13 protein-coding genes are annotated in these 17,261 nt (G+C 59.5%); 11 read left to right on the forward strand and 2 right to left on the reverse strand.

What is annotated here, in order from left to right; translation table 11 throughout:
* The first annotated feature begins 51 nt into the window (after window positions 1-51).
* From smc to RCI20_RS04480, 7 genes are read left to right on the forward strand one after another with little or no spacing between them, the layout of a single operon-like run.
* Window positions 52-3,585, forward strand: coding sequence for a chromosome segregation protein SMC (smc, locus tag RCI20_RS04450; protein WP_306603360.1), 3,534 nt, complete (start codon window positions 52-54; stop codon window positions 3,583-3,585).
* A complete protein-coding gene (locus RCI20_RS04455; RefSeq protein WP_306603361.1) occupies window positions 3,582-4,889 on the forward strand; it encodes a cell division protein ZipA C-terminal FtsZ-binding domain-containing protein in 1,308 nt (435 codons plus the stop codon). The genes smc and RCI20_RS04455 overlap by 4 nt, the downstream gene beginning before the upstream one ends.
* Complete coding sequence (gene ligA, locus RCI20_RS04460) at window positions 4,889-7,270, forward strand: NAD-dependent DNA ligase LigA (protein ID WP_306603362.1); 2,382 nt, start codon at window positions 4,889-4,891, stop codon at window positions 7,268-7,270. Before RCI20_RS04455 ends, ligA begins: the two co-directional genes overlap by 1 nt.
* Window positions 7,267-8,136, forward strand: coding sequence for a UTP--glucose-1-phosphate uridylyltransferase GalU (gene galU, locus RCI20_RS04465; RefSeq protein ID WP_306603363.1), 870 nt, complete (start codon window positions 7,267-7,269; stop codon window positions 8,134-8,136). The genes ligA and galU overlap by 4 nt, the downstream gene beginning before the upstream one ends.
* The gene (locus RCI20_RS04470; protein ID WP_306603364.1) at window positions 8,136-8,687 is read left to right on the forward strand and encodes a hypoxanthine-guanine phosphoribosyltransferase; all 552 of its coding nucleotides are present in this window, start codon (window positions 8,136-8,138) and stop codon (window positions 8,685-8,687) included. Before galU ends, RCI20_RS04470 begins: the two co-directional genes overlap by 1 nt.
* Entirely contained in the window at window positions 8,684-9,385 is a 702-nt protein-coding gene (locus RCI20_RS04475; protein WP_306603365.1) for a bifunctional 2-polyprenyl-6-hydroxyphenol methylase/3-demethylubiquinol 3-O-methyltransferase UbiG, read from the forward strand. Before RCI20_RS04470 ends, RCI20_RS04475 begins: the two co-directional genes overlap by 4 nt.
* Before the next feature lies 1 nt (window position 9,386).
* Window positions 9,387-10,157: an S-methyl-5'-thioinosine phosphorylase gene (locus tag RCI20_RS04480; protein WP_306603366.1), complete on the forward strand. Its 771-nt coding sequence runs from the start codon at window positions 9,387-9,389 to the stop codon at window positions 10,155-10,157.
* 37 nt (window positions 10,158-10,194) lie between these two features.
* On the opposite strand, the gene RCI20_RS04485 is transcribed toward RCI20_RS04480, so the two are convergent.
* On the reverse strand, window positions 10,195-12,753 hold the full coding sequence (locus RCI20_RS04485) for a [protein-PII] uridylyltransferase (protein WP_306603367.1): 2,559 nt from the start codon (window positions 12,751-12,753) through the stop codon (window positions 10,195-10,197).
* Window positions 12,753-13,553 (reverse strand): type I methionyl aminopeptidase, encoded by an 801-nt coding sequence (gene map, locus RCI20_RS04490; protein WP_306603368.1) that lies wholly within the window; start codon window positions 13,551-13,553, stop codon window positions 12,753-12,755. The genes RCI20_RS04485 and map overlap by 1 nt, the downstream gene beginning before the upstream one ends.
* A gap of 112 nt (window positions 13,554-13,665) precedes the next feature.
* On the opposite strand from map, the gene rfbD reads away from it, so the two are divergent.
* The 4 genes from rfbD (at window position 13,666) to pyrH (ending at window position 17,254) form a co-directional block, all read left to right on the forward strand.
* A complete protein-coding gene (gene rfbD / locus RCI20_RS04495) occupies window positions 13,666-14,562 on the forward strand; it encodes a dTDP-4-dehydrorhamnose reductase (protein ID WP_306603369.1) in 897 nt (298 codons plus the stop codon).
* Window positions 14,563-14,801: 239 nt separating this feature from the next.
* Window positions 14,802-15,548 carry a 30S ribosomal protein S2 gene (gene rpsB, locus RCI20_RS04500; protein ID WP_306603370.1) on the forward strand — a complete coding sequence of 249 codons (747 nt, stop codon included), beginning with the start codon at window positions 14,802-14,804 and terminating at the stop codon, window positions 15,546-15,548.
* Between the two features lie 74 nt (window positions 15,549-15,622).
* Entirely contained in the window at window positions 15,623-16,522 is a 900-nt protein-coding gene (gene tsf / locus RCI20_RS04505; RefSeq protein ID WP_306603371.1) for a translation elongation factor Ts, read from the forward strand.
* A gap of 15 nt (window positions 16,523-16,537) precedes the next feature.
* The gene (pyrH, locus tag RCI20_RS04510) at window positions 16,538-17,254 is read left to right on the forward strand and encodes a UMP kinase (protein WP_306603372.1); all 717 of its coding nucleotides are present in this window, start codon (window positions 16,538-16,540) and stop codon (window positions 17,252-17,254) included.
* The last annotated feature ends 7 nt before the right edge of the window (window positions 17,255-17,261 follow it).

Raw genomic sequence — 17,261 nt, forward strand, 5'->3', positions numbered from 1 at the left:
GGCCCCTCTTTGCCTCGATTCTTGTGGTAATCGCAGTTTCCCTGACCGCGCATGCGCCTGACCAAACTCAAACTCGCCGGCTTCAAGTCTTTCGTCGATCCGACCTCCGTTTCCCTGCCCGGGCAACTGGTCGGCGTCGTCGGGCCGAACGGTTGCGGCAAGTCCAACATCATGGACGCCGTGCGCTGGGTGCTGGGCGAGTCGAAGGCGTCCGAATTGCGCGGCGAGTCGATGATGGACGTCATCTTCAATGGCTCGAGCAACCGCAAGCCGGTGTCGCGCGCCTCGGTCGAACTGATCTTCGAGAACCTGCTCGGCCGGGCGCTTGGTCAGTGGTCGCAGTACACCGAGCTATCGGTCAAGCGGACGCTGACGCGGCAGGGCCAGTCGGATTATTTCATCAACAACCTGAAGGTCCGGCGCAAGGACATTACCGACCTGTTCCTCGGCACCGGGCTGGGGCCGCGCGCTTACGCGATCATCGGCCAGGGCATGATCGCGCGCATCATCGAGGCGCGCCCGGACGACCTGCGCGTCTTCCTCGAAGAAGCGGCCGGCGTCACCCGTTACAAGGAACGGCGCAAGGAAACGCAGGGGCGGCTCGAAGACACCCGGGAAAACCTGCTGCGGGTCGAGGACATCCGCCAGGAACTCGGCCACCAGATGGAGCGACTGGAGTCGCAGGCCGAGGTGGCGCGGCGCTATCACGCATTGAACGAACAACTGGTGCAGCGCCAGCAGTTGCTGTGGCTGTTGAAGAAGCGCGAAGCCGAGGCCGAGCGCCAGCGCCTGGCGCTGGAAGTCGAGCGGGCGACAACCGAGTTGGAAGCGCAGAGCGCTGCTTTGCGCGAAACCGAATTGCGGGCCGAGGAAACGCGCGAGGCGCATTTTGCCGCCGGTGACGCGCTGCACAACGCGCAGAGCGAGATGTACGCGGCCAATGCCGAAGTCGCCCGGCTCGAAGCGGAAATCCGCCATCGGCGCGAATCGCGCAGCCAGTTGGAGGCACGATTGGTGCAACTGGAGGACGAACTTGCCCACTGGACGCAAAATGCCGAAAAACTTGCGGTCGACCGTGAGAAATGGGAAGAATTGCAGGAAATCACCCGACTGCGTGTCGAGGAAGCCGAAGAGCGCCTGCATCAACAAATGGATATTGCACCGCAGGTCGAGGAAGATCATGCGCAGGCCTTGGAAGAACTGCAGCGTTTGAAGACGCGCACGACCAATGGCGAGCAGAAACTGGAAGTTGAGCTGACGCACAAGGCGCACGCCCAGCGTGCCTTGCAGGCGATTATTCAGCGGCGTGAGCGGCTGCGCGACGAAACCTTTGGCGAGGCGCCCGATGAGATGTCGCTGGCCGAGAAGGAAGAAGAGCTCGAACTGCTGCGCGAGGAACTGGCTGGTGATCAGGAGCATCTGCAGCAATTGCAGGCAGAAATCCCGCAACTCGATGCCAAACGCAAGGCGGTGCAGGGTGAGTTGCAGCGGTTGGAGCGCGAACTGGCGGCCGGCCAGGCCCGGCGCGCAGCGCTTGAACAGATGCAGGCGAAAACACAGGCGACCGGCAAGCTGCCGGAATGGTTGCGCCGCCACGATCTGGAAAACGCGCCGCCGATGTGGCAGAAAATCCATGTCGAAGCCGGTTGGGAAGAGGCGGTCGAAGCGGTATTGCGTGAGCGGATTTCAGCCATCGCCTGTGCCGATCCGGCAAAACTCGATGCGTGGTTGCATGACCGGCCGGAAGCCCGTTTGTCGGTGATGCTGGGTGAATTTTCGGGTAATGGTGCGGGTGATTTTGCGGTCGACGGCGCGTTGACCGCAGAAATCGATCATAGCCGTTTGGCCAGCCGTGTGCGCAGCGATGATTCGACGATCCGCATGGTGTTGGTCGATTGGCTGGGTGGGGTGCGGACTGCCGAAACGCTGGCCGACGCCTTGTTGCTGCGCGATGGCTTGCCGGATGGCGGCCTGATTGTGACGCGTGGTGGCGACTTGCTGACGCGCAGCAGCCTGACTTTTTTTGCGCCGGATCAGGGCGAGCATGGGTTGCTTGAACGCCAGCGTGAAATCGAAGCCTTGGCCGACGGTATTGCATTGGCTGAGGAACGCGGCGATAGCCTGCGTGAGCAAGCGGCGATGTTCGACGAGCAATTTGCCGACAAGCAGGAAGAACTCGACGAAACCCGCCAGTACGTTAATGACCGTCAGCAGCGTGTGCATACCGTGCAACTCGATGTGCTGAAATTGTCGCAGGCCATCACCCGCTACAACGAGCAGAAGGAACGCATTGCCGAGCAGTTGGCCGAACTGGCCGAGGAAGAGGAAAGCGAGCGCGAACGCGAGATGGCCGCCGATGAGCGCATCGAGGAAATCCGCGATGGGCTGAGCCGCATTCGCGTACTGGTTTCCGGCGCTCAGTCACGGCTCGACGAGTGCGAGCGGGCGGTGCGCGCCGAGCGCGAAAAGAATGCCGATTTTGACCGGGCTTTGCGCGAAGCGCAGTTCTCGGCGCGCGAGGCGACCAGCAAACTGCAGGACATCTTCGCCCAGCAGGCGCTGGCGCAGCGCGAACTGACGCGCATCGAACGCGACCGGGCGGCGTGCGCCGAGCAGGCCGAAGCGGCGCCGGCCGATATCATGGAAGAGCAATTACAGTTGGCGCTCGATGCCCGGCAGTCCGCCGAAAAGGCGCTGGCGGCCAAACGTGACGCACTGGAAACGGCGACCCATGCACTACGCGGTTTCGAGGAGCAGCGCTTGCGCATCGAACAGGGCCTGGAGCCCTTGCGCGTGCGCATTGGCGAACTGAAATTGAAGGAGCAGGCAGCGGCGCTCAGTACGGAACAGTTCGCCCAGCAATTGCTGGAAGCTGGCGCTGACGAGGCCGCACTATTACCCGAGTTAGGCAATGCCAGACCGCCTTCACTGCAAGGCGAAATCACCCGCCTCGGCAATGCCATCGCCGAACTTGGTGCAGTCAATCTTGCGGCATTGCAGGAACTGGAAACGGCGACCGAGCGCAAGGGCTACCTCGATATGCAGGCAGCCGATCTGAACGAAGCGATGGAAACGCTGGAAAATGCCATCCGGCGTATCGATCGGGAAACGCGCGAGTTGTTGAAATCAACGTTTGATACGGTCAACGGCCATTTCGGCCAACTTTTCCCGGAATTGTTCGGCGGTGGCCGGGCCGAGCTGGTGATGACCGGTGAGGAAATCCTCGATGCCGGCGTGCAGGTCATCGCCCAGCCGCCGGGCAAGAAGAACTCGACCATTCACCTGCTGTCCGGCGGTGAAAAGGCGCTGACGGCGATTGCATTGGTGTTCTCGATGTTCCAGTTGAACCCGGCGCCTTTTTGCTTGCTGGACGAGGTCGATGCACCGCTGGACGACACCAATACCGAACGTTTCTGCGGTATGGTGAAAAAGATGTCCGGAAATACTCAGTTCTTATTTATTTCCCATAATAAAATTGCGATGGAAATGGCCGAACAGTTGGTCGGCGTCACCATGCAGGAATCCGGTGTTTCGCGCGTGGTGGAAGTGGATATCGAAGAAGCTTTGAAGATGAGGGATGCGTGACTGAACTTCAATATGGATTGATCGGCCTGGGCGTTGCTACGCTGGCGGGCGTTTTGGGCTACAACAAGTGGCAGGAGTATCGGCATCGCAAGGTGGCAGAGGCGGTGCTCGCCCCGCATCACGACGATGTGTTGCTCAATGTCTCGGCGAAGTCAGCGCCGGTTGTTGTGCCGGATACTGGCGAGACGGCATTTGCTTACAGCGATGCACCGGGCGAACGGATCGAACCGGTTTTTGTCCGGACCGAACCGGTGGTGGGTGCCGAGTACAGCGCCCCTGCACCCATGGTTGAACCAGAACCTGTTTTCCTCGCCCCGTCGCATGTGCAGGAGCCTCTCCTCCCGGAAAGCTCGCCTGTCGTCGAACCGTTTGTCCAGCCAAAACCACAAGTGATCGTGCCGCCGCAAGCCCCGGTCGCCACATATGCTTCGCCGGAAGAATCGATTGAGGCGCCTGCCAGTGCACCGATTGCCGCTGTTCCCGCCGAGTTGCTTGATCCCCGGCTCGAATTCATTGTCGCCATGGAGTTGATCGAGCCTGTACCGGCACGCCAGATACTGCAATCGCAACGCGAAGCGCTGCACAAAATGAGCAAGCCGGTGCACTGGGTGGCCTTCAACGAACGCAAGCGCGAGTGGGAGCGACTGCATCTGGACAGTGAGTTGCCGGTGCGTCGTCTGCGCATTGGCCTGCAACTGGTCAATCGTCTGGGGCCAGTGTCGGGCAGCGATCTGACGATATTCAGCGGCGCCATGCAGGCGTTGGCCGACGAGTTGATGGCCGTGGCCGACATGCCGCCGTCACGGGTGCTGGATCAGGCAGCCGAGATTGATGCATTCTGTGCTGCGGTCGACCTCGAAATCGGCCTGAATCTGGTCAGCCGGGGGACGCCATTTCCCGGTACCAAGATTCGCGCCCTGGCCGAAGCGGCCGGGTTGGTTCTTGGCATGGATGGTTTGTTCACCCGTTACGACGACGATGGACGGCCGCAGTTCAGCTTGCAAAATTACGAAAATGCAGCCTTCACGGCGGATAATCTGCGCAACCTGAGTACCCATGGCCTGACTTTTCTGCTTGATGTGCCACGGGTCGATCACGGTGAACGCGTCTTCCAGCAAATGACCGAGTTGGCCAAACGCTTCGGCGAAACCTTGCAAGGCACGCTGGTTGACGACAATCGGCAACCCTTGCGCGAATCGCAACTTGAGCATATCCGGCGCGAATTCATCGGCAAACCGCAAGCAACGATGCAGACTTTTGGATTGCCGGCCGGGTCGCCGCAAGCCTTGCGCCTGTTCTCCTGATGTCCGGCGCTGCAAGCGAACGCGCAGCCTGGCTGCGCGCCGAGATCGAACGCCATAACCAGGCGTATTACGTCGATGATGCACCGAGCATTCCGGACGCCGAATACGACGTCCTGTTCCGCGAACTGCAGGCGCTGGAAAATGCGCATCCCGAGCTGTTGACCGCAGATTCGCCGACGCAGCGCGTTGGCGGCAAGCCGCTGGCGCAGTTCGCACCGGTGGTGCACGACGTGGCGATGCTGTCGATCCAGACAGAGACCGATACCGGATCGAGCGGTGCGCTCAATTTCGACGCGCGCGTTCGCCGCGAACTGGAGCTGGGCGAGGGCGCGCCGCCAATCGAATACGCCGCCGAACTGAAGTTCGATGGCCTGGCGATCAACCTGCGCTACGAGCACGGCGTGCTGGTGCGCGGTGCGACGCGTGGCGACGGGGCCACCGGCGAGGACGTCACGCAGAACCTGCGCACGCTGCGCCAGATTCCGCTGCGTCTGAGCGGCGCCATGGGGGAAATCCCAGCGCTGCTGGAAGTGCGCGGCGAGGTCTACATGCGCCGCGACGACCTGGAAAAATACAATGCTGCTGCCGCTGCACGCGGCGACAAGACGCTGGTCAATCCACGCAATGCTGCGGCTGGCAGCATCCGCCAGCTGGATTCGGCGATCGCCGCCAGCCGGCCGCTGAAATTCTTCGCCTACGGCATTGGTGCGGTCGATAGCTGGAATCAACCCAAAACCCACGCCGGCATGCTCGACGCGCTGGCCGCCTTCGGTCTGCCGGTCTGCGAGCATCGCACGGTGGTGCTCGGCGGCGATGCGCTGGCCGGCTTCCACCAGCGCATCGCGGCACTGCGTGACAGCCTGCCGTTCGACATTGACGGCGTGGTGTACAAGGTCAATTCACTGGATCTGCAACAGCGCCTCGGTTTCCGCTCGCGCGAGCCGCGCTGGGCGGTGGCGCACAAATATCCGCCGCAGGAAGCGTTGACCGTGGTCGAAGCGATCGACATTCAGGTCGGCCGCACCGGCGCGCTGACGCCGGTGGCGCGGCTGAAGCCGGTGTTCGTCGGCGGTGTCACGGTGACCAATGCCACCTTGCACAACGCCGACGAGGTCGCGCGCAAGGGCGGGCTGTGCATCGGCGATACGGTGATTGTCCGCCGCGCTGGCGATGTCATCCCCGAGGTGGTCGGTGTCGTCGCCGAACGCCGGCCCGTCGATGCGCGGCCCTTCGTCATGCCCGACGCCTGCCCGGTCTGCGGCGCGCATACGGTGCGCGAGGAGGGCGAGGCGGCAACCCGTTGTTCCGGCGGTTTCTCGTGCCGCGCCCAGCGCACCCAGGCGATCCTGCATTTCGCCGGGCGCCGGATGATGGATATCGATGGCCTGGGCGACCGCTACATCGAGCGTTTGGTCGAGTTCGAATACGTGCATGGTGTCGCCGACCTTTACCGGCTGACGCTGGACGACCTGCTCGAAATGAAACGACGCGCCGACGAACGCGACGGCACCGTGCCGGAGACCGTCAAGGCCGGGCAGGTGACAACGCGCTGGGCGGAGAACCTGCTCGCCGGCATCGCAGCGAGCAAGACACCGAAGCTTGCCCGTCTACTGTTCGCACTGGGCATTCGCCATGTCGGCGAAACGACGGCAAAGACGCTGGCCGACTGGCTTGGCAGCATGGAGCGCATCCGCTGTGCGCCAGAGCCGCTGCTGGCAGTGTTGCCGGATATCGGCGCAACGGTGGCGGCGGCGATTGCCGATTTCTTTGCCGAACAGCGCAATCTCGACGCTGTCGATGCGCTGTTCGCTGCCGGTGTCGCGCCGGTGGACGAACATCCACCGCACCCCGGGCTGGCCGAACGTCTGGCTTGGAGCGAGCTCTATGCGGCGCTCGGCGTCGCCCGCCTGACGCCGGTGCGCGCCCGCCAGCTGGCGGCCGTTGCCGACGGCGCCGTGCTGGCCGATGGCTCGGTCGATGCGGCGACGCTGTCGGGTGCCGGCATGCCCGGCGAGGTCATCGATGCTCTGTTTGCCTGGTTGCAGTTGCCGGGAAAACGCGGCCTGCTGGCAGCGGTGGCGAAGCGCCGTGGAGAACTGCTGGCGGCCTTGCCGCAAACGCCGGCAGGCACCCGGGTTTCGCCGCTGGCCGGCAAGACCTTCGTGCTGACCGGCACGCTGCCGACCCTGAAACGCGATGACGCCAAGGCAATGATCGAAGCGGCCGGCGGCAAGGTTTCAGGTTCGGTATCAAAGAAAACCGATCATGTCGTTGCCGGCGAGGAAGCCGGCTCCAAGCTGGACAAGGCGCGCGAATTGAACGTCAGCGTGCTTGATGAGGCCGGCTTGCTGGCATTGTTGAATCAGGGAGAAAACCAATGAAAAAAGTCAGAAAAGCCGTCTTTCCGGTTGCCGGCATGGGGACCCGTTTCCTGCCGGCAACCAAGGCCAGCCCGAAGGAAATGCTGCCGATCGTCGACAAGCCGCTGATCCAGTATGCCGTCGAGGAGGCGGTGGCAGCGGGGATCACCGACATGATCTTCGTTACGGGACGCTCGAAACGGGCCATCGAGGATCATTTTGACAAGGCTTACGAACTGGAGTCCGAACTGGCGGCACGCGGCAAGGATGAAATGCTGGAATTCGTGCGCAACATGATTCCGAAAAATATCAATTGCATCTATATCCGCCAGCAGGAAGCGCTTGGTCTCGGCCATGCCGTGCTGTGTGCCAAACCCGTCGTTGGTGATGAGCCTTTTGCCGTACTGCTGGCCGATGATCTGCTCGATGGCAAGGTCCCGGTCATCAAGCAGATGACGGATACCTACGATTACTATCGCTGTTCGGTTCTCGGCGTGCAGGACGTACCACGTGCCGATACCAAAAGTTACGGCATCGTCGATGCCCGGCCGGTGGCAGATCGTCTGGAGCAGATCAATGCCATCGTTGAGAAACCGAAGCCGGAAGATGCACCGTCTACATTGGCCGTGGTCGGGCGCTATATCCTGACACCGCGTATTTTCCATCACCTGGAAAACGTCAAGCCTGGTTCCGGTGGTGAAATTCAGCTGACGGATGGTATCGCCTCGCTGCTCAGCGAAGAGCAGGTGCTGGCCTATCGTTACGATGGTGTGCGTTACGATTGCGGTTCAAAGATGGGGTACTTGAAAGCAACGGTGGTTTTCGGCCAGCGCCATCCGGAAGTCGGCCCGGAGTTCGATGCTTATCTGAAAAGTTTGGGGCAGTGATGGATACACAGCAAATGCGGGCCATGTTGGCCGATGCCGAACTGATTCATTCCGAAGCCACGGTTCAGGCTGCGTTGACGCGGGTTGCCGACGAAATCTGTGCACGTCTGGCGGATCGTTATCCGCTGGTCTTGTGCGTGATGACCGGTGGTGTGGTTTTTTGCGGTCAACTGCTTGCCAAGCTGAATTTTCCGCTGGATTTCGATTACCTGCATGCCACGCGCTACGGCCCGGATACCCAGGGTGGCAAGATTTCCTGGCGGGTAGCGCCGTGGACGCCGGTGAAGGGACGCACGGTGCTGGTGGTCGACGACATTCTCGATGAAGGCATCACGCTGGCTGCGGTTGAAGAAAGCCTGAAGCGTCTGGGTGCCGTCGAGGTGCTGACGGCAGTTTTTGCCGACAAACTGAATGGCAAGGAAAAACCCTTGTCGGCAGACTTTGTCGGTTTGACCGTGCCGGATCGTTTTGTCTTCGGCTACGGCATGGATGCCGGTGGTGCCTGGCGTAACTTGCCGGCCATCTATGCCAAGAAAGACGACGCTGCATGAGCGGCGTAACTGTGGCCGACTTCATCGCTTATTGGGAGCATGAAGGGCAGGCCTATGTGCGGCGTGGCGATTATGAATGGATGGCTTCGCTGGTGCCGGGGCAGCGAGTACTTGAAGTGGGCTGCGGCGTGGGTTTTGCCACGCAAGCTCTGGTCAATCGCGGCTTGACGGTATTGGCGCTCGACAATCTGGAGGCGTGTCTGGCGACGACGCGGGCGCGTCTGGCTGCTGGAGATGTCGGTTTACTGCAGGCCGATGTGCTGACGCTGAACGATGCGCAGCGGGCTCAGGTCGAGGCTTTTGTCCCGGATGTCGTGGTCTGCTGGCTGATGGGGGCGCCGGCTGAGACGACCGGTGCGACGGCGAGCGATGGTGGCAATGCTGTCGCGGCCTATCGGGAAAAGATACACCGGGCAATTGCCGTATTGGCAGCAAGCCTGCCCAGCGTGCAGGCCATTCATTACGTCGATCGTACTGCCATTCCCTGGCAGGCCAAGGATATCGGGCGCGATACCCTGGTTCGCTATCATCTGGGCAAAACCCTGCTCGATCTACCCTTCGTGGCACAGCGCAGCGATGCGCTCTATCGTAAATTGGGCGATAACGTGGTCGACATCGGGCAAGTTCGCAAACCGCACCCCGCGCTAAAGAGCGTGGTGCCGACACTGGCGTCGCTGCTGGTCAAACGGAGAAAGTAATATGTTGGCAATCATTGGCGGCAGCGGTCTGACGACGCTGTCCAATCTCGACGTGTCGCACCGCGAAGTGGTCCGGACACCGTATGGCGAACCCTCCGGTGCGCTGGTTTTTGGCCAGATCTGTGGCAAGCCGGCGGTGTTTTTACCGCGTCATGGTTACGGGCACAGTATTCCGCCACATATGGTGAATTACCGGGCCAATCTCTGGGCCTTGAATCATCTGCAGGTGAGCGGCGTCATTTCGGTTGCCTCGGTCGGCGGTATCCGTGCTGACTTGCAGCCTGGCGATGTGGTGTTGCCCAGTCAGATCATCGATTACACCTGGGGGCGGAAGTCGACGTATTTCGATGGTGTCGGTTCGCCGGTAACCCATGTCGATTTTACCGAGCCTTACGATGCCGAGTTGAGCCGGAAAATTGCCGAGGCGGCTGAGTCACTGAGCATCCCGGTCAAGGTGGGCGGTGTTTATGCCGCGACGCAAGGGCCGCGTCTGGAAACGGCGGCAGAAATCAATCGCCTGGAGCGCGATGGTGCCGACATTGTCGGCATGACCGGAATGCCGGAAGCAATATTGGCCCGTGAACTGGGCTTGCCTTACGCTGCGATCAGCGTGATTGCCAACCATGCTGCAGGACGGGGAAGCAGCGCCAACGGCATCCATTTTGAAAGCCTGGAGCATGTACTGCAGTCGGCCATGGGGCAGGTCCGTACCATCATTGAAAAGGTGGTTGGGTGCCAGGCGGCTTGTCAGCCACTTGGCATATCAGTCTGAGGCGTGTCAGTCTGGGTTCTGGCGAGGACGGCAGGGCTCAGATTTTCATGCGATCCATCAGGTCGGTTTCCAGCCGGATACGCTGATTGGTGTCACGCAGGTCGCCACCGCTGATCAGGAACACATCCTCGGCCCGTTCGCCGAGGGTGGTGATCTTGGCGGTATGCAGTTCGGCGCCGTGTTCGGCGAGCGTGCTGGCAACCGTGTAGAGCAGGCCGGGGCGGTCGGCAGCGATCAATGAAAGGACGAAGTGCAAGCCTTTTTCATCGCCGCGAATACTGACTTCCGGTTTGATCGGGAAATGCTTGACCTGACGGGACAATCGGCCGGCTGACGGGACTTCCGGTGGTAATTGGTGGGTCAGGCGCTCTTCCAGTTCATGTTCGATATAAGCCAGCATCTCCCGGTTATGGTCGCGCTTTTCCACGTCGAGCAGGATGAAACTGTCCAGTGCGTAACCGTGTGCCGTGGTGTGAATCTTGGCATCGACAATGCTGTAGCCGGCACGGGCAAAAAAGCCGACTAGGCGGGCGAACAGGTCTGGTTGGTCCTGGGTGTACACCATGACCTGCAGGCCGACCCCTTCCTGCCACAACCGGGCGCGCACGACCGGTTGATTGTTGAAGATCCGGTAGTGCAGCGAGCGGGTGTGCCAGGCAATTTCTTCCGCCGAGTGGCGCAAAAAATAAACCGTATCCAGTTGCTTCCACAGCCGTTCATGCACGGTGTCGGACAGGGCGAAGAAGCGTAGCAGACGCATTGCTTCGGCCTGGCGCTCGGCGATGATACCGTGGGCAACGGGCGCTTCGTCCTGGGTCAGGAAGTGCAGTGTCTGGTGGTAAAGATCGGAGAGCAGCTTGCCTTTCCACTGATTCCAGACTTTCGGGCTGGTGCCGCGAATGTCGGCATGGGTCAGTAGATAGAGTGCTTGCAAATGACGTGTATCGCCGACCAGCGCAGCAAATTTACTGATTACATCGGGGTTGCTGAGATCTTCCTTCTGTGCAATCTGTGCCATGTTCAGGTGATTGCGTACCAGCCAGACCACCAGTTCAGTGTCTTCTGCGGTCAACCCGTGATTCTCGCAAAATTCCCGGGCGTCGACGGTGCCTTTTTCCGAATGGTCGCCGCCGCGTCCCTTGGCGATGTCGTGAAAGAGGGCGCCAACATAGAGTAGCCAGGGGCGTTCGAACTCGTCGATGATGCGCGAACAGATTGGATATTCGTGAGCAAACTCGCTCATCGTGAAGCGACGCAGATTGCGCAATACCTGCAGGATATGCTGGTCGACGGTGTAGACGTGGAACAGGTCGTGCTGCATCTGGCCGACGATACGTCCGAAGTTCGGCAGGTAGGCGCCAAGGATGTCGAGTTGGTTCATCCGGCGGAATTCATGCACGATGCCGCGTTCGCCCTGCAGCAATTTCAGGAACATGGCCCGGTTGGCCGGATCGGCCCGGAATTTTGTATCGATCTGCTGACCGGCCAACCACAGGGCGCGCAGCGTGCTGGCCGTCATGCCTTGAAGTTCGTGGCTTTCCTGCATGATCAGGAAGGGGTCGAAAATCAGGCCGGGCTGGCGTTCGAACAGGTCTTTGTCGCGAATGTCGAGCAGGTTGCCGACGATCTGGAAGTGCTCGTCAAAATTTTGCGGGTGTTGCAAGGTTTCCGGCGCAAGCGCAGCTTCGATATTTTGCAGGACAATGGTATTGAGTAGTGTCAGGCCCTTGGCGTTGCGGTAATAGGCTTGCATGACCTGCTCGGAGGCGCGTTTCGAGTCGTTGTCCTTGAAGCCGTAACGTCCTGCCAGATTGGCCTGGTAATCAAAGAGCAGGCGGTCTTCGCGGCGCCCGGCAAGAAAGTGCAGGCGAATACGCAGATGTCGCAGGTAATCTTCAAAATGTTTACCGAAAGCGACTCCTTCCTGGGATATCACACCTTCGCGACCGAATTCATCCCAGGTGGTTCCATAGCCGGCCGCCTTGGCGATCCAGAAAATGATCTGCAGATCACGCAAGCCGCCCGGGGATTCCTTGATGTTGGGTTCCAGGCTGTAGGGGGTTTCGTTGTAGCGCAGGTGGCGTTCCTGCTGTTCGAGTCGTTTTGCCTGGAAAAAACCGAGCGGATCGAGGTTGCCGTGCAGGCGTTTCTGGAATGTGGCAAACAGTTTGTCGCTACCGGTGATCAGGCGCGCTTCGAGTAAGGCGGTTTGTACCGTGATGTCCTGTGCTGCTTCATTCAGGCATTCCTGAATTGTTCTGACGCTGTGTCCAATTTCCAGGCCAATATCCCAGAAGTGACCAATCAGCCGCTCCAGCTTTGCCTCTGTCGTGGCACTGGCCGTTTGCGGCAGCAAGATCAACAGGTCGATATCGGAGGCCGGATAAAGTTCACCGCGGCCGTAGCCGCCAACCGCAGCCAGTGCCATCGAGGCAGGGAAGTCGAATGCCGACCATAACTGACGCAGGATGTCATCGACATCGGTGCAGCGCTGGCGCAGTAAAGCTTCGGCATCGTTGTCCTGCTCATAGCGAGCTTGCAGAATGCTTTGGCGTGATTTGACCTGGGCTCGCAGGGCTGCGACATCGACGTTCATCAGGCAATCCAGTCTGGTTTGGGGCGGCAGCCGGCGGAAAGGGTCATGATCTCGTAACCGGTCTCGGTGACGAGCAGGGTGTGTTCGTACTGGGCGGACAGGCTGCGGTCCTTGGTCACGATGGTCCAGCCGTCATTCATTTCGCGAATGGCCGCCTTGCCGGCGTTGATCATCGGTTCGATGGTGAACATCATGCCGGCTTCAAGTTTTATGCCTGTCCCACTTTTGCCGTAATGCACCACTTGCGGGTCTTCGTGGAAGTTCTTGCCGATGCCATGACCACAGAATTCTCTGACCACCGAATAACCGTTTTTCTCCGCGTGTTTCTGGATGATCGCGCCGATATCGCCGAGGTGGGCACCGGGCTTGACCACCGAGATGCCCAGCCACATGCATTCGAAGGTGATTTCGCACAGGCGTTTGGCCTGGATGGAGCCTTCGCCAACGATGAACATCCGGCTGGTGTCGCCGTGGTAGCCATCTTTGATTGTCGTGATATCGAGATTGACGATATCGCCATTTTTCAGCACACGATCACTGGGCACGCCATGGCAAACCTGCTGGTTGATCGAGGTGCAGATTGATTTTGGATAAGGATCGTAGCCGGACGGGGCGTAATTCAGCGGGGCTGGGATGCATTGCTGCACATCGACCATGTAGTCGTGGCAGAGTTTGTCGAGTTCTTCCGTGGTTACGCCGACTTTGACGAAAGGTTCAATGTAGTCGAGAACTTCGGCCGCAAGGCGCCCGGCGACGCGCATTTTTTCAATTTCTTCAGGCGTCTTGATCGTGATGCTCATGATTTTTTTTGGTGCGTTGGGGAGGGGCTAGGATAAATGATGCCCTGCGTTTCGCAAAGCCATGTGCGCTGGTAATGGCATACTGCGCACGTTTCCATTAGGGAGGTTGGGCATGGCAATACTGTTGCTGGGCAAGGACGGTCAGGTTGGCTGGCAGTTGCAACGGGCGCTGGCGCCGATCGGTCAGGTGCTGGCTTGTGGTCGCGCCGAATGCGATCTGGGCGATCCGCTAGCGATTCGTGCGCTGATACGCCGGGTTCAACCGTCGGTCATCGTCAATGCAAGTGCATATACCGCGGTAGACAAAGCCGAGTCTGAACCAGAGCTTGCTGCGCGGATCAATACGGATACACCGGGGATTCTGGCCGAAGAGGCGAAGATACTCGACGCGTTGTTGGTGCACTACTCGACGGACTACGTGTACGACGGCAAGAAAGACAGCCCGTACGTCGAAACCGATGCGGTTGCCCCGCAGAGTGTTTATGGGCAGAGCAAGCTGGCGGGTGAAGCGGCTATCCGCGCCGTCGGCGGCAAGTCCCTGATTTTTCGTACCAGTTGGGTTTTTGGCGAGCACGGTGCAAATTTCGTCAAGACCATCTTGCGTCTGGCGGGAACAAAGGACGATCTCGGGGTCGTTGCCGATCAATTCGGCAACCCGACGCCGGCGGCTTTGATCGCCGATGTTACCGCCAATGTGCTGGCGCTGCTGTCCTGCGGTCAACGGCTTGAAAAGGGCGAAAATCGGCTGTATCACCTGGCATCGTCAAGAGCTGTCAGTTGGTGTGATTTTGCCCGCAGCATCGTTGATCTCGCCGCAACTGCCGGGCATGAGTTGCGTTTGCAGTCCGGGGCGATCCGTGCCATCACAACGGCTGAGTATCCAACGCCGGCCCGTCGGCCGGGCAACTCCCGGCTGGACTGTCGGCAACTTGAAGCGGATTTTGGCTTGCAGATGCCGGATTGGCAGCCTTATCTCGAGCGCATGCTGGTGTCCAGTGCCGGAAAGTAGCTTGCGCAACCCCATTCGTCCTGTTCTCTTGTATTAGCGTGTGTTCAGGTCTTTTGACCCGTTGATTTAGATGCTATAATCGACGGGTTTTTCTCGATCAGTCAGATCGCGAATCACGGCGTCGCGTCTCAAGCGCGACGTCAAATCCACACATTCGCCGATTAAGGGTGTTCGTCAAAACCAAATAATGACGGACGTTAGCGGCGGGTGGCGGTTCAACCCTTAAAGGAGTTTTTGCAATGTCCGTTACTATGCGCGAAATGCTGGAGGCTGGTGTTCACTTCGGTCACCAGACCCGTTTCTGGTCCCCCAAGATGGCTCCGTACATCTTCGGTGCACGCAACAAGATTCACATCGTCAACCTCGAAAAGACCTTGGCCAAATACAACGAAGCCATGGCTTTCGTGAAGAAGCTGTCGGCTAATCGCGGCAATATCCTGTTCGTTGGTACCAAGCGTCAGGCCCGTGAAATCATCGGCGAAGAAGCGGCACGTGCCGGTTCGCCGTGTGTTGACCAGCGCTGGCTGGGCGGCATGCTGACCAACTTCAAGACGGTCCGCACCTCGATCAAGCGCCTGAAGGATATGGAACTGGCTGTTGAAGCTGGTGATCTGGAAACCATGTCGAAGAAGGAAGCACTGACCTTCCGTCGCGAACTGGAAAAGCTGCAGAAGTCCATCGGCGGCATCAAGGATATGGCTGGTCTGCCGGATGCCATCTTCGTCGTTGACGTCGGCTACCACAAGATCGCCATCACCGAAGCCGAAAAGCTCGGCATTCCGGTCATTGGCGTGGTCGATACCAACCACTCTCCGGAAGGCGTTTCCTACGTTATCCCCGGTAACGATGACTCTTCCCGCGCCATCCAGTTGTACGCCCGCGGCGTGGCCGATGCCATCCTCGAAGGCCGTAGCATGGCGCTGCAGGAAATTGTTGCCGCCGGTGGCGACGACGAGTTCGTCGAAGTCGACGAAGCTGCAGAATAAAAGCTGCTGAAAAAATACGGTTGTAACGGCGGAGCCTCAGGCTCCGCCTGTTTTCAAAGCTCAGGAGATTGAATATGGCGGCAATTACCGCAGGTATGGTGGCAGAGCTGCGCGGCAAGACCGACGCGCCGATGATGGAATGCAAGAAGGCCTTGACCGAAGCCGATGGCGACATGGCCAAGGCAGAAGAGATTCTTCGCGTCAAGCTGGGTAACAAGGCGTCCAAGGCTGCTGCCCGGATCGCTGCTGAAGGTATCGTTGCAGTCAGCATTTCGGCCGATGGCAAGACTGGTGCAATCATCGAAGTTAATAGCGAAACCGATTTCGTCGCCAAGAACGACGAGTTCATCGCGCTCGTTAACGGTTGTGCCGCACTGGTTGCAGCCAATAACCCGGCTGATGTGGCTGCACTGTCGGCGCTGCCGATGGGCGAAGGTACTGTTGAATCGACCCGTACCGCACTGATCGGCAAGATCGGCGAGAACATGACGATTCGTCGCTTTGCCCGTTGCGAAGGCAAGGGCAAGCTGGTTTCCTACATTCACGGCGGTGCCAAGGTTGGCGTGCTGGTTGATCTGGTCGGTGGCGATGAGCAACTGGGCAAGGATCTGGCAATGCACATTGCTGCTTCCAAGCCGAAGTCGCTGGATGCATCCGGTGTTTCCGCCGAGTTGCTCGACACCGAGCGTCGCGTGGCCATCGAGAAAGCCCGTGAAGCCGGCAAGCCGGAAGCGATGCTGGAAAAGATCGCCGAAGGTACTGTGCAGAAGTATCTGAAGGATGTTACGTTGCTCGGCCAGGTTTTTGTCAAGGCCGCTGACGGCAAGCAGACGATTGAACAGTTGCTGAAGGAAAAGGGCGCTTCGGTGGCCAGCTTCACGCTGTACATGGTTGGCGAAGGCATTGAAAAGAAGGTTGACGACTTCGCTGCCGAAGTTGCTGCCCAGGCTGCCGCTGCTGCTGCCAAGAAGTAATTGAAAGGAATGCCGATGACTACACCCAAATACAAGCGCATCCTGCTGAAACTTTCCGGTGAGGCCCTGATGGGCGGTGATGCTTACGGCATCAATCCGCAGACCATTCTGGGTATCTGCGCGGAAATCAAGGCAGTTGCCGACCTGGGTGTGGAAATCGGCGTCGTGATCGGCGGTGGCAACATCTTCCGCGGGATGGCCGGTACGGCCACCGGGATGGATCGCGCTACCGCAGATTACATGGGCATGCTGGCCACGGTGATGAACGCCATGGCGCTGTCCGACGCAATGCGTCAAACCGGCCTGAATGCCCGTGTGCAATCGGCCCTGAATATCGAGCAGGTAATCGAGCCGTACATTCGCGGCAAGGCGATCCGCTATCTGGAAGAAGGCAAGGTGGTAATTTTTGGTGCCGGTACCGGCAACCCCTTCTTCACCACCGATACCGCTGCAGCATTGCGCGGTTCGGAAATCGGCGCGGAAATCGTGCTGAAGGCGACCAAGGTCGACGGAATTTACACGGCTGATCCGAAGAAAGATCCTTCGGCCACTCGTTATGACAAGATCAGCTTCAACGATGCGATTTCGCAAAACCTCGCGGTGATGGATGCGACTGCGTTCGCGCTGTGCCGTGATCAGAAACTGCCGATCAACGTATTCTCCATCTTCAAGACCGGCGCGCTGAAGCGCGTGGTTTGCGGTGAAGATGAGGGTACGCTGGTTTATTGCTGAGGGAGAA

Origin of the sequence: Azonexus sp. (genome assembly GCF_030824335.1) — a bacterium.
Classification (GTDB): Bacteria; Pseudomonadota; Gammaproteobacteria; order Burkholderiales; family Rhodocyclaceae; genus Azonexus.